Raw genomic sequence first — 14,423 nt, forward strand, 5'->3', positions numbered from 1 at the left:
GCCTTGGATTTTACAATGCATGCATGTACTAAAATCCGAATATTATGACGCCGAGAAGAAATGAATTGTAGAAAGGATGATACTCTTGTCTAAAGTACTAAACGCATTTTTAGATGAAAACTTACAAGCCTTACGAGATCAAGGCTTATACAATGAAATTGACGCAGTAGAAGGCGCAAATGGACCAATTATTCAGGTTCGAGGTCAGCATCTCATCAATCTTTCCTCTAATAACTATCTCGGCTTAGCAACAAATGAGCAATTAAAGCGAATTGCTAAAGAAGCAACAGAACAATATGGTGTAGGCGCAGGGGCTGTTCGTACAATTAACGGCACGCTCGATCTACACGTTAAATTAGAAGAAAAGCTCGCTGAATTTAAAGGAACGGAAGCGGCGATTTCCTATCAATCGGGCTTCAACTGTAATATGGCGGCTATTTCAGCTGTTATGGATAAAAACGATGCGATTTTATCAGATCAATTAAACCATGCGTCGATTATTGATGGATGTCGCTTATCGCGCGCGAAAATTATTGCCTATAATCACTCGGATATGGAGGATTTACGTGCAAAGGCAAAAGAAGCGACAGAATCAGGTTTGTATAATAAAGTGATGGTCATTACAGATGGAGTATTCTCAATGGATGGGGATATTGCCAAACTGCCTGAAATCGTCGAAATTGCCAAGGAATTTGATTTAATTACGTATGTCGATGATGCACATGGTTCAGGTGTGACAGGCAAAGGCAAAGGTACGGTAAAACATTTCGGGCTTGAAAAAGAAATCGACTTCCAAATCGGCACGTTGTCAAAGGCAATTGGCGTAGTCGGTGGTTATGTAGCTGGTAAGAAAAATTTAATTGACTGGCTGAAAGTACGTTCTCGTCCATTTTTATTCTCAACGGCATTACCACCAGGTGATGTTGCGGCCATTACAGCAGCAGTGCAAATGCTTATTGACTCAACAGAGCTACATGATAAGCTATGGGAAAATGGCGACTACTTAAAAGCAGGATTAGCGAAGTTAGGCTTCAATATTGGTGACTCTGAAACACCGATTACACCATGTATTATTGGGGATGAAAAGCTTACACAAGCGTTCTCACGTCGCTTATTTGAGGAAGGCGTTTATGCAAAATCTATCGTTTTCCCAACTGTTCCAAAAGGCACTGGGCGTGTCCGTAATATGCCGACAGCGGCTCATACAAAAGAAATGCTAGACAATGCATTGGCGATTTACGAAAAAGTAGGTCGTGAACTAGGTGTAATTAAATAATAAAGACAGAGCGCTATTGTTCAATTTGAACAATAGTGCTCTTTTTTTTCTTGCATTGTTAGTTTTACTGTGAAATTTCGAGATATTGCTCAATATTCATCGTTTTAAACGGAAATTAGATATTGAGGGATAAGCTTATTGTCGAAAGAGATTGACAAATAACATAATTCAAACTATTCTATAAAACATATTAGAATAGTAGGTTTTTAGATATTGAATAATTGAGTAAGGAGAACAATATGCTCGAATTTCGTAATGTATCAAAAGTTTATAGCGTAAAGAAAAAAGATGTTGTTGGTGTAGATAATGTATCCTTAACAATTAATAGTGGTGATATTTTCGGTATTGTAGGCTATTCGGGGGCAGGGAAAAGTTCCCTCCTGCGTTGTATAAATCTACTAGAACGACCTACTAGTGGTGAAATATTAATAAATGGTAAGGATTTAACGAAGCTCTCCCGAAATGAACTGCGTTTAGCCCGTTTAAAAATCGGCATGATATTCCAGCATTTTTATTTAATCAGTCAAAAAACAGTTGGTGAAAATATTGCCTTTGCTTTAAAAGCAGCGAGTATGCCAGCCAATTCGATTCCTGCTCGAGTGGATGAGCTACTAGAGATGGTTGGTTTAGCGGAAAAACGAGATGTTTATCCTGCACAGCTTAGTGGTGGTCAAAAACAAAGAGTAGGTATTGCTAGAGCTTTAGCAAACAATCCGGCGATGTTGCTATGCGATGAAGCAACATCAGCTCTCGATCCAAAAACGACAGTGTCAATTTTACGATTATTAAAGGAAATAAATAAAAAGTTAGGCATTACAATTGTCCTTATTACACATGAAATGGATGTTGTGAAGGAAATTTGTAATCGTATGGCTGTGATGCAGGACGGAAAAGTGATAGAAGAAGGGGAGGTGTATGATATTTTTGCCAGTCCCCAAAAAATATTAACACAGGAGTTTATTAGTAGTGTTGTATCTTTTGATATTCCAAAAACAATTCTAAAAGATGTACGGGGTCAAATCGTTAAAATTTTATTCAAAGGAAATGTTGCAGGTGAAGGGGTTATTTCAGATACGATGCAACGTTTTGAGGTAAAAGGGAATTTCCTTCATGGCACAATCGAGTACATTCAAGAGAGACCACTGGGTATTTTTTTAATGGAGCTACAAGGTGAGGACAGCGAGTTAGCAAAAGCTAGGGCCTATATGACCGAACGTGGTGCGATTGTGGAGGTGGTTTTGCATGTTTGATGTTACACATTTTATAGATATGGTTCCAGATTTATTAAAGGCCTTTCAAGAAACCATTATTATGATTGGTATTTCCTTATCTGTGTCGATTGTATTAGGTCTACCACTGGGTATTTTATTATTCGTTACGGATAAGGGATTGTTTTGGGAAAATCGATTGATTAAAAGCGTATTTGGCTTTGCGGTGAACTTGATTCGTTCGATTCCATATATCATTTTATTGGTTGCTTTATTCCCGTTGACGAAGTTGCTTGTTGGACAAACAATTGGACCCATTGCAGCAAGTGTTTCATTATCGGTTGCAGCCATTCCGTTTTTTGCACGTTTAGTGGAAACGTCGTTACGAGAAATTGATAAAGGGGTAATAGAAGCGTCTATTGCAGTAGGAGCAACGCCGTGGATGATAATTAAGGATGTCTTAATTCCTGAAGCAAAATCGAGCATTATTCAAGCAGTGACAGTCACGGTGATTAGTTTAGTAGCTTTCTCTGCAATGGCAGGTGTAGTTGGTGGTGGTGGTATTGGTGATTTAGCCATTCGATTCGGCTACTACCGTTATGATAATACAATTATGATTGCTACCGTTGCGATACTCATTTTGCTCGTGCAAGCGATACAAATTGCAGGTGACTGGTTTGCAAAATCAATTGATAAAAGATAAAAAGAGGAGAGATTGATAAGATGAAAAAATCGTTATTAGCATTTTTGACAATCATCTTTGCTGTTGTTTTAGCAGCATGTGGCGCAAGCGACAAAGGAGCAGATTCAAAAAAAGGTTCAGATGCAGCAGGGGAAAGCAAATCGATTAAATTAGGTGCAACAGCAGGTCCTTATAGTGATATGCTGAAAAAAGCTATTATTCCAGAGCTTGAAGAAAAGGGTTATGAAGTAGAATTAGTAGAATTCAGTGATTATGTACAACCGAACAAAGCTTTAGATAATGGGGATATTGATGCAAACTTATTCCAGCATACAATTTACTTAGAAAACTTTGAAGAACAGAATAACATGGATTTAGAACCATTAATTATTGTGCCGACAGCGCCAATGGGCTTCTTCTCAAACAAATATAAATCGATTGATGAAATTCCAAATGGGGCGACAGTGGCAATTGCCAATGACCCTTCTAATGCAGCACGTACATTGTTATCATTGCAAGAACAAGGCTTAATCGAGATTGATCCTAAAATCGAAGAATTAAAAGCATCAGAAAAAGATGTTGTGAAAAACGACAAAAATTTAGTATTCCAACCGATTGAGGCGGCAGCACTTCCACGTACAGTAGAAAGTGTTGATTTAGCAGGAGTTCCTGGTAACTTTGCTTTAGCGGCTGGATTAGATTTACTAGATGCTGTATTTTTAGAAAATATGCCTGACCAATTCCGCAACGTTATCGCAGTAAAGGCAGAGAATAAAGATTCGCAATTATCAAAGGATCTAGTGGAAATTGTAGAATCAGCTAAATTTGAAGATATTATTGATGCAGACTTCAAAGGCTTTGGGAAACCAGAATGGATGAAAAATCGTAAATAAAATGAAACAAGAAGCACTCGTCATATGGCGGGTGCTTCTTGTATTGTGGAATTATTGTTTAAACAGATTAAGTTTTTCTATACGGCGAATCGCTTCCTGTAAGCGTTCCTCACTTACAAGTAAACCGACACGTACATAACCTTCGCCGAACTGCCCGAAGCCATTGCCAGCCGCTACTGCAATATCAGCTTTATCGAGCAATAAATCGGCAAATTGTTCGCTCGTATAGCCTAAGGGAACAGGGAGCCATGCAAAAAACGAGCCTTTTGGCGCTGTTACTTGCCAACCGATGCGCTGTGCTTCTTCGATTAATACGTTACGACGTCGCTCATATGTCGCACTAAGCTCTTGTGCACAAGTTTGTGAAGATGTTAAAGCGACAGCGGCTGCCTGTTGAACTGCTGGAAATTGGCTACAAAATAAATGATCTTGAATAAGATTAATCGCTTCGATAATTTGAGCATTACCGACTGCAAAACCGATGCGCCAGCCAGCCATATTATAAGTTTTTGATAATGTATATAGCTCGATGCCGACCTCTTTGGCACCCTCTGCCTGTAAGAAGCTTACGGGTTTATTGCCATCAAAGCCAATAGCACCATAGGCAAAATCGTGTGCTACAATAATCTGATGTTCTTTAGCAAAACGTACAGTTTCTTCAAAAAATTCAAGCGTTGCTGTTCCACCAGTAGGGTTGTTAGGGTAATTCAAGTAAAGAAGCTTAGCTCTGTCCTTTACTTCGTCGGACAATGCATCATAGTCAGGTAAGAAGTTATTTTCCGCAAAAAGTGGCATGACATCGTATTGAACATCTCCTAAGACCACTCCAGATAAATAATCGGGATACCCAGGGTCAGGTAATAACATTGTATCACCAGGGTTTAGCACAGCCATTGGTAGCTCAACAAGTCCAATTTTCGTACCACCTAAAATAGCAACTTCTGTATCGGGATTGATTGTTACATTGTATTCGCGTTTATAAAAATCAGCGGCAGCTTGCCGTAATTCGGCTATACCACGAAATGGAGAGTATTTATGATGCTGAGGGTTTTCCGCCGCTTCTTGTAGCGCTTTAATAATATGAGGAGGGGTTGGCTGGTCAGGGTTGCCCTGCCCAAGATTAATAATGTCTCGTCCTTCTGCTAATGCCGCATTGACCTTTTGCACAAGTGCTGCAAAAAACTGAGTAGGGAGTTGTTGTAGTTTTTTAGATAATTCCATGAATGTTCACCTTTTTCGGAATATAATAATTATTGTAGATATGTTGCAAATACTAGTACTTTTTCAACTGATTGTCTAGACCCTAGATGGCTAAATAAGTTGCGCTTCACTATATTGCAGGTTAGAAAAGAAGATTAGTTCAAAACTAACGCTGTTTTTATGTTATATATCTTGCAGTTCATTTACGGTAATAAATGTATAGCCTTTATTTGAAAGTGCTTGTAAAATGCCTTCGATTGTTTGACGTACTTTGTCTGTGTCATCATACATTGGATGAATCAAAATAATCGACCCAGGCTTAATATTTTCTTTTACATCATTTACTTTGTCTGAAACTGTATTGAAATAACTATCGGGTTCGAGATTCCAAGTAATCGTGTCTCGATGCTGTTTATTTAGGTAATAAGGAAGTCCGATTAATTTTTTGCCATTCGGAGGACGAACATCGATTTCTCCGTTAAATCCAGCATTTCGAATTAATACATCTGTTTTTTCAATCTCTGCCTTGTAGTAAGAAAGGCTTTTGAAAACCATTCGATGATGAGAATAGCTGTGATTGCCAATTTGATGTCCTTCTTTTGCAATATTTTTCGTTTCTTCAGGGTACTTTTCGATTTCTTCACCGATTAGAAAAAAGGTAGCTTTAGCATTGTACTTAGCTAATAGCGGTAATATTATGTTGACGTTTTCTGCTGGGCCATCATCAAAAGTTAAAGCGACCACTTTTTGAGTGGTCTCTACTTGTTTAGTTATATTCCCGAATAACTGATAGGTTCTAGAATTCATTAATTTATAGGTTCCTAGTAATAGAAGGGCAACGAATAGCCATACAGACCCGATAATTATTGTTTTCTTTTTCATCATACGCCTTCTTTCCATTTAGCATTTTTAATATAGTGCTTTATTCTATTGGAAAGCCATATTCCCCTTTGTATATAGAAGAAAAGTATGTCATTACGAAAAGAGAAATTTTACTGATATGTATTTTAAAAAATAGAAGAGTAACTAAAAAAGATGGGAAATCCCATCCTTTTAGCGTTGATCTAACTTATCAGATATACGTTTAAGAATTTGTACTTGTTCCTGTTGTACTTTAAGAAATTTAAGGAGAAACCAAATAATAAAAATCACGGGCGCTATGTAGATGAATAAACTTAAAAGAGGCAAAAAAGCGATTAATGTACTGTCCATAAATGATGTTACCTTCCTTCGTATAATATCGAGAAATCTGTCGTTTTTGTATGTATTAAATATAGCAATAAACATGGTTATTGTCATTAAACGTTAAAAATGGAAGGGCAGTAACAGATATCCGGATTTGATTTTCTTCAACCGTACATACGTTAAAAAAATACATTCTTAGTGTAAGTGGGTCTAAGTAAAATTGGAGCCTGTTAGTTAGCTTAATCGACTAATTGTGCAAAAAATCTAAATTAGTGCACTTTTAACTGTAGTATAATGAACAGTAGAAAAGCGGTAGTAGGATCAGCGCTTTTGGAAATGTTTAAAGCTATTTATACCTCGAATTTAAAAACTATTTTTTACACAGGGGGAATGAAAAATGAAAATAGGTTGTATTCAATTAAATGTAGGATTTGGCAAAGTGGAAGAGAATTTTGCAAGGGCTGAAGAAAAGATTCGTGAGGCTGCAACATTAGGTGCAGAAATTATTGTGCTTCCAGAAATGTGGAATACAGGTTACGCGCTTGAAAAATTACCTGAGCTTGCAGATGTGGATGGAGAACGAGCGAAAGCATTTTTACAAGGTTTAGCAATGGAACTTGGCGTACATATTGTCGGGGGCTCTGTGGCAACGAAGAAGGGCGATAAATTTTTCAATACGATGTATACGTTTGATAAAGATGGAAAACTAGTTGGCGAATACAGTAAGGCACATTTATTCCGTTTGATGGATGAACATCTATTTTTAGAAGCAGGCGATGAAATGAATCGCTTTGCACTAGGAGATATTGAGGCGGCAGGCGTTATTTGCTATGATATTCGCTTTCCAGAATGGTTGAGAGCGCACGCATTAACAGGCGCAAAGGTGTTATTCGTGCCAGCCCAATGGCCAACACCACGTATTGACCATTGGAAAACATTATTGCAGGCACGCGCGATTGAAAATCAATGCTTCGTCATTGCGGTTAACCGTATTGCCAACAAAGTAGAAAACTTCAATGGGCAATCCATGGTGATTCAACCTTGGGGAGAAGTGTTATGGATTGGAGCAGACGATGAAGAAGTAGCAGTTATTGATGTTGATTTTTCAATTGTCGATGAAGTGCGCGGCAGAATTCCAGTGTACGATGACCGCAGACCAGGATTATATAGCATGTGCCAGTCACCTAAAAAATTCTGAAAATTCACAAAGACCCCTATGGGAACGCGTGTAACGTAAGCCGCAAGATGCCTGCTGTGGTGCCAGTCACCCGAACAATTCTGACTAATTTCATTTCTTATCTTCAATTAACGAATGGGCTAGAAGCATAAACTCAAGTGTAATCCGATTGTGCCCTTTCATGAAATTTTCTCCTAGCAAATTTTCAAGCTTCTTTAGGCGATGATAGAGAGTTTGTCGCACGATAAACAATTGATTTGCTGTTTGTTGTTTCGAGCCATTCGTTTGTAAGTAGACTTGTAATGTTTCTAATAGCTTGCTGTTGTATTTTTTATCATATTCAATCACAGGCTGTAAATAATCTTGAATGACTTCTTGCAAGTCTACTTGCATTTGTAATTTATAAATTAGGTAATATAAATGTAAGTCATCATAAAAAAATGATGTCGTTTGAACTTTGCGACAAATATATAATGTTTCCAAAGCGGTTTGATAACTCTTCGGAATTTCCTCGACATCCGCCACAATCTTACCGATAGCTAGTTGATAGCCCTGTGCTTGCTGCTTTTTATAAAAATCCGTTGTCTGGAGCGTAGAAAAGATCGAATTTAATAAATCACGACTCGCTTTACAATCTTTAGTGTGGAGTAAGATAAATACAACGTAGCTCTTTCGCTCGAACAAAAAGGGGACAAAACCATTTTGTTCAAATAAATTTCTATAGTAAAGTTTGCTATAAACAATATCCTCTTGACCTTTCATCATTGTATAAGGCGACGATAAAATAAAGACAGCGTTACTATAGTGTGTAAAGTTAGCATGATGGGATACGATAAATTTATAGATTTCTTCTTTCGTCAGCTTGTGATCAATCCAATCTGCTAAAATAGTGGCATCCTCAATATCTCTTTTTTCTTCTATATAGAACTCACGCATTAAAAGCTGTGCGAGTGCCGTTGCTGTGCGGTCTAAAATGAGTAATTCGAATTCAGAAAATAATCCATCCGTTCGATAAAGGGTCAAATCGGCATAATGCTGATCAACAATAAAAATAGGTGCATGTTTAAATTGTGGCGCTGATTGTGGCAACGTTAATAATTGCTGTCGTTTCGCTAGAGGCATGTTTGGGAAAAAGATAACGTCTCGGTCTTTAATGGAAAAAATGATTTGTGTACGTAATGTATGATAAATTGTTTGCAAAATGTCATCAGTACTTTGTCCATGAAGGGCATTTTTGTTTAACGTTTGTGCGTAATTTTCTAATGAAGAAATCATGAAATATTGTTGATTCATAATTTGGCTATGTAAATCCTGTGTAATCCGAACAAAAGGCACTGTCTCATGAAATACAATGATTGGAAAGTCATGGCGATTGGCCAATGATTGTATAGCTTCAGGTATTGTCTGTAAGTAAGTGCCATATTCTATGCACAGTGCTGCACAGTTTTTTTTAATTAACATCTCGACGAAAAAGATAAAGTCCTCAAGATGATGCTGTAAACTAATCCCCGTCGTCAAAATTAATTCGTCCCCTGCTAAGAAATTATCCACTTGCACAATTTCAATAACATGTGCCCACTTAACAATGCGTAATAATCCGTCTTTTCCTGCAATGACCTCTGCACTTTGAAAGTATTCATTTTTTAATACATCCTTCACTTGAAGTTTAAATTGACTCATCGTAGCCCTCCACTCAAAGTATTGCATGATATAAAAAATAGTAACTTACGACAACTGTGAATATTTAGCTAGTAGTTTATGAAATATCTTCTTTAAAGAAAGTTTATTCTAATTTTACATTATGTTAAAAACAAAGTCATAGAATTATACAAGTTGTCTATTCCTTCGTTTTGCTAAAAGTTGTAAAATTTTTTGTAAGAAATAGTGCAATTTTGAAAAAGGGGTGACATCAGGTCGTTTTTTATATTCGCTAGAACAATACAAACTGCTTTAATAATGGAACAACATTATAAATTAAAGGGGTGCATGTAAATGGTTCAAACAAATCTGAAGAGTGACGTATTAAAAAAGGATGAACAGTATGTCTGGCATTCAATGAAGCCTTATAATCCGCAAGCCACTTATGTAGTAGAGAAATCGGATGGGGCAAGAATCGTTGATACGGAAGGTATTGAATACATTGATGCGATGGCAGGTTTATGGTGTGTTAATGCAGGCTATGGACGGAAGGAATTAGCAGATGTTGCACATGAGCAGATGATGAAAAACGCCTATGCACCTCTATCGCAAGGGCATTTACCTGCAGTTGAATTAGCTGAAAAGATTAATCAAATGCTTGGTGGCGATTATGTTATTTTCTTTTCGAATAGTGGTTCTGAAGCAAATGAAACTGCATTTAAAATTGCCCGCCAATACCATCAGCAGAAAGGGCAAAGTGCGCGCTATAAAATTGTTTCACGCTATCGGGCTTACCACGGAAGTTCGTTTGGAGCTTTAGCCGCAACGGGGCAAGCAGAACGAAAATATAAATATGAACCGCTAACACCAGGATTTATTCATGTCGCGCCACCAGACCAATATCGAGATCCAGAAAATGATGCAACAGCTCCAGTTGAGCTAGCAAGTGTTAAGGCTGTCGATAAGTTGATGACATGGGAACTTAGCGATACGATTGCTGCGATGATATTAGAACCAATTATTACGGGTGGTGGTGTAATCATGCCACCGGAAAATTACATGAAGGGCATCGAGGCGGTTTGTCAAAAACATGGGGCATTAATGATTGTCGATGAAGTCATTTGTGGATTTGGTCGCACAGGAAAGCCGTTTGGTTTTATGAACTATGGGGTGAAGCCTGACATTATTACAATGGCTAAAGGTATTACAAGTGGGTATTTACCATTATCAGCAACGGCAGTGAAACGCGAAATTTATGAGGCGTTTACAGGTTCAGATGCATATGGTTATTTCCGCCATGTCAATACATTTGGTGGCTCTCCTGTAGCCTGTGCTGTCGCATTGAAGAATATCGAAATTCTAGAGCGAGAAGCATTATTCGAGCGCTCCAAGGTAGTGGGGGCTAGTACACTTCAAACGCTTCAGCAAGCTTTGAAAACACATCCACATGTTGGAGATGTACGTGGTAAAGGCTTATTAATAGGAATTGAATTAGTCGTAGATAAAGAGTCAAAAGAGCCCTTACCAGTGGATAAAGTGAACGCCGTCATTGCTGCATGCAAAGGGCAGGGTGTGATAATAGGGAAAAATGGTGCAACAGTAGCAGGGTTTAACAATGTTCTAACGCTATCACCACCACTTAATATTGTCCAACATGATTTAGATAAAATAATTGAAGTTGTTATTGAAAATATTAAAAAAATATAATTATGTACAAAGAAAGCTGTCTCTAAAAGTCGCTATCAAGGGCTTTCAGGACAGCTTTTAAAGCATCAGAAAGGCTTGGCGAAGAATGAGTATGCACAACACGCCTCCTGTCAGGAAAAGTAATAATACAATTCGCTTCTTTACATGAGTATTCATCGATAAATGCGTCCTCCTAAACTTGTGAGGTTTTAAACATATACCCGCTATAAGAATTATGGATAACCATAACAATACCCATTAACATGAAATTTGATAGTAGTGAACTACCTCCGTAACTTAAAAACGGTAACGTTACACCGGTTACAGGTAAAAGTCCAATCGTCATGCCAATATTTTGTGTAATTTGGAATGCTAGTAAACTGGAGATACCCGCACCCATAAGGGTCATAAATGGATCCTTTGCTTCTACTGTAATAAGAACAATACGATAAATTACAAAAAATAATAATGTAATGACAAAGGCTCCACCAACAAATCCTAATTCTTCAGCGATGGCAGAAAAAATAAAATCTGTATGCTTTTCTGGAACATAGACATTATTTTGTAAATAGCCTTTACCAGTAAATTCTCCTGTACCGATGGCCATAAAGCCTTGTCTAGTTTGAAAGGAGGAATCCGTATATTCATAGGGTTGTAACCACCCGTAAAAACGGGAAACTTGATGCCCAGATAACTTACTTAGTATTTTTTCTGTAAAAAAATCATTAAATTTTACATAGAGAATAACGATTGCACTAACGATGGTCACAGGAATAGCTGTGAAAATGACGAGTAATTTTGTTTGGATACCTGAAAAGTAAATCATCGGTAATATCATCGCCATATATAACATAACCATGCCTGTATCTGGTTGCTTATATACAGCGAGTGTTGGTGGAAGTGTAATGATGCCAATCATCAATAGCAATCGCATATCGGATAAAAAGGAAGGACGCACATATTTTGCTTGATGGGCGACAATCACTTTACTGACAACAATTAAAAATGCGAACTTCAAAAATTCAGAGGGTTGTAACGACCCTAAAAGTGGAATTTGATACCAAGATTTTGCTTCATTTATGGTGCGCGCGATGCTTTCAGGTGCAATAAATAATCCGAATGTTAGCGCTACTATAACCCAATAAAAGGGCCAGCCGATTTTTTTTAGTTGCTCAATATCAAGTGTTGCTACACCATACATCATTAAAAAGCCCAAACTATAATAGATAAATTGCTTTATGATAAACAAACTTGCATACTGTTCAAACGCTGTACTGCTAGAGTGTACGAAGAGGCAACTAGTAATACCTAGCAACAATAGACTTATTGCTAAACTGCTATCTAATTTTTTTAAATGCAACAGTCAAACACCTCTCCTTCATAATTGTAAAAATTATCTATTAATAGTAAACGATAGAATGTAAAGAAGGTTGCGCAAGTTTTTATATTGTGTCGAATTTATTAAAGAATCGAATGTTCTATAATTCTGTTAGAAAATTTTACAAAAACATAACACTAGCTTTATATCTCCATACTATGATTAATGGTAATAGTTGGAGAAGGAGCCGAAAATAATGCATTTTTTTCGTTATATTAAGGTAAAAGATAAGCTGCTTGTACTCATGATTGTTTGTGTACTATCGAATGTCCTACTCGGTATATTTAGTGTGGATTATTTACGGAAAATGTCATGGCATGCAAGCGAAAGTTATACCGAGGCACTTGTACCGATTGGATGGCTTAATGAGCTTGAGGAAGCGCAACGACACTTGGATTATTTAATGGATTCAGGTGGCGAATATCAAGAGATGGCAGCTATACTAAAAAATATTGAACAGCCTTTAAGTAATTTAGAAAAAATAGTAATTGATAAAAAAATGAATCATCAAGTAAAGAAGTATAATTCGGTATTCTCACAGCAGATAGAATTAGTTGAAAGTTATCAACAGTTAAATACGCAAAAACGTCAGCAGTTTTATGAGCAGTCCTATTTACCGGTTAGACAACAAAGCCATGCAATTTTAGAAGAGACGCAGAGTTATTTAGTTCAAAGAGCTGATGAACAGCAACAAGCGTACCAAAAGGATGTGCAATTTGGTTATTGGTTATTGGGGAGTGTTTGTACATTTGTCGTACTATTAGTCGTTTTCATTGGTTTCATCGCAACGAAGGCTGTTAATGTACCGACACGTCAATTGAAATCACTATTAAAACGTGCAGAACAAGGTGATTTTACAGCCAATGCGAGCTATGTGGCGCATGATGAGCTTGGAGAAGTTGTATTGTCATATAATCAGATGGCAACAGAAGTAAAGCGATTGTTACATACGGTTACAAATAGTGCGCAAGAGGTTGCAGGAATGACGGAAAATTTACAAGAATCCTCGGAGCGATCTTCTACAGCTACAGTAAAAATAGCAAAGGATGTGCAAAGTATTGCAGATTTGACCACTGCATCTACTAGTAAATTAGCGTCCAATTCTGCCTCATTAGAAGAAGTATTAAACGGTGTACAGATTGTCTTAGAAAAAGTGCAGCTTGTAGAGAGCTTTGCACATGAGACTGCCCGTGAAGCAGAAAGTGGTACAGATATTGTACAGGCGAATTTAACCCAAATTCAAGCCATAAAGCGCGCTGTTGAAAAATCAAATATAGCTATTTTTAAACTAGTGGAAAGAGCCTCTACAATCGACCATATGGTTGAAGTGATTGAAAAAATAACTGCCCAAACCAATTTACTGGCGCTAAATGCGTCCATCGAAGCGGCGAGAGCTGGCGAACACGGACAAGGGTTTGCCATCGTCGCCAACGAAGTACGTAAACTAGCTGAGCAAACAGTACATTCAACTCAGACAATTACGTCCATTGTACAAAATATCCAAACCGATTCTCACTACGCTGTAAAGATGATGGAAGGTGTACTAAGTGCTACAGAAAAAGGTGTAAATGTAACGTCAGAAACTGCAACAAGCTTCGATCAAATATTAGAAAAGGTCAATATCATTCAGCCATATATTGTAGAAGTATCGACGACAGTGCAAGATATAGCTGAACATACAAAGAAGGTTAACGAAGATGCAGGTATGTTAACAGCTCTTTCAGATACGAATGCAGCCTCGACTAAACATGTAGCGAAGTTAACGACAGATCAATTAAATGCACAGCAACAATTTCATCATACGATTAAAGAATTACGAAAAGTTTCAAAGGTGTTGCAAATTGCTGTTAAACGTTTTTCAATTTAATGGAACAAGAAAAAAAGTTGAACCTCTTTATGTATGTGTAAAGAGGTTCTTTTTTTTATGAAAAATAGATTATTGTATTTTTGGAAAGTACAAATGTATTTTTGTGTTGTGAGACAGCACAAGATTTATCAAAAACCATATACTGATAACAAGGAAATTTACGTCCTTTTTTGAAACTCGTATAGATTGTTGTTGTATTTTTTATATGAACACATTATAATGAAATGCATCAG

The 14,423-nt window shown here is 37.3% G+C and carries 11 protein-coding genes; 7 read left to right on the forward strand and 4 right to left on the reverse strand.

Features of this window, described 5'->3' with window-relative positions; translation table 11 throughout:
* Positions 1-76 precede the first annotated feature (76 nt).
* The 4 genes from I5435_RS02030 to I5435_RS02045 all read left to right on the forward strand — a co-directional run bounded on the left by I5435_RS02030 (position 77) and on the right by I5435_RS02045 (position 4,059).
* Positions 77-1,276, forward strand: coding sequence for a glycine C-acetyltransferase (locus I5435_RS02030; RefSeq protein WP_029747246.1), 1,200 nt, complete (start codon positions 77-79; stop codon positions 1,274-1,276).
* A 239-nt stretch (positions 1,277-1,515) separates the two neighbouring features.
* A complete protein-coding gene (locus I5435_RS02035) occupies positions 1,516-2,526 on the forward strand; it encodes a methionine ABC transporter ATP-binding protein (RefSeq protein ID WP_337983151.1) in 1,011 nt (336 codons plus the stop codon).
* On the forward strand, positions 2,519-3,187 hold the full coding sequence (locus I5435_RS02040; RefSeq protein WP_025218541.1) for a methionine ABC transporter permease: 669 nt from the start codon (positions 2,519-2,521) through the stop codon (positions 3,185-3,187). Before I5435_RS02035 ends, I5435_RS02040 begins: the two co-directional genes overlap by 8 nt.
* Positions 3,188-3,207: 20 nt before the next feature.
* On the forward strand, positions 3,208-4,059 hold the full coding sequence (locus I5435_RS02045; RefSeq protein ID WP_337983152.1) for a MetQ/NlpA family ABC transporter substrate-binding protein: 852 nt from the start codon (positions 3,208-3,210) through the stop codon (positions 4,057-4,059).
* A gap of 51 nt (positions 4,060-4,110) precedes the next feature.
* On the opposite strand, the gene I5435_RS02050 is transcribed toward I5435_RS02045, so the two are convergent.
* On the reverse strand, positions 4,111-5,280 hold the full coding sequence (locus I5435_RS02050; RefSeq protein ID WP_024362807.1) for a pyridoxal phosphate-dependent aminotransferase: 1,170 nt from the start codon (positions 5,278-5,280) through the stop codon (positions 4,111-4,113).
* Positions 5,281-5,442: 162 nt separating this feature from the next.
* On the reverse strand, positions 5,443-6,141 hold the full coding sequence (locus I5435_RS02055) for a polysaccharide deacetylase family protein (protein ID WP_108030644.1): 699 nt from the start codon (positions 6,139-6,141) through the stop codon (positions 5,443-5,445).
* 700 nt (positions 6,142-6,841) lie between these two features.
* On the opposite strand from I5435_RS02055, the gene I5435_RS02060 reads away from it, so the two are divergent.
* On the forward strand, positions 6,842-7,642 hold the full coding sequence (locus I5435_RS02060) for a carbon-nitrogen family hydrolase (RefSeq protein WP_024362809.1): 801 nt from the start codon (positions 6,842-6,844) through the stop codon (positions 7,640-7,642).
* Between the two features lie 90 nt (positions 7,643-7,732).
* On the opposite strand, the gene I5435_RS02065 is transcribed toward I5435_RS02060, so the two are convergent.
* A complete protein-coding gene (locus I5435_RS02065; RefSeq protein ID WP_337983153.1) occupies positions 7,733-9,301 on the reverse strand; it encodes a PucR family transcriptional regulator in 1,569 nt (522 codons plus the stop codon).
* 312 nt (positions 9,302-9,613) lie between these two features.
* Here I5435_RS02065 and I5435_RS02070 point away from each other — a divergent pair, with 312 nt between their 5' ends.
* Positions 9,614-10,966: an aspartate aminotransferase family protein gene (locus I5435_RS02070; RefSeq protein ID WP_024362811.1), complete on the forward strand. Its 1,353-nt coding sequence runs from the start codon at positions 9,614-9,616 to the stop codon at positions 10,964-10,966.
* Between the two features lie 172 nt (positions 10,967-11,138).
* Here the strand turns inward: I5435_RS02070 and I5435_RS02075 are convergent, their stop codons facing one another.
* The gene (locus I5435_RS02075; protein ID WP_337983154.1) at positions 11,139-12,305 is read right to left on the reverse strand and encodes an FtsW/RodA/SpoVE family cell cycle protein; all 1,167 of its coding nucleotides are present in this window, start codon (positions 12,303-12,305) and stop codon (positions 11,139-11,141) included.
* Between the two features lie 214 nt (positions 12,306-12,519).
* Between I5435_RS02075 and I5435_RS02080 the strand changes: the two genes are divergently transcribed.
* Entirely contained in the window at positions 12,520-14,190 is a 1,671-nt protein-coding gene (locus I5435_RS02080; RefSeq protein ID WP_337983155.1) for a methyl-accepting chemotaxis protein, read from the forward strand.
* The last annotated feature ends 233 nt before the right edge of the window (positions 14,191-14,423 follow it).

It is taken from the genome of Lysinibacillus sp. C5.1, assembly GCF_016350185.1.
GTDB lineage: Bacteria > Bacillota > Bacilli > Bacillales_A > Planococcaceae > Lysinibacillus > Lysinibacillus sphaericus.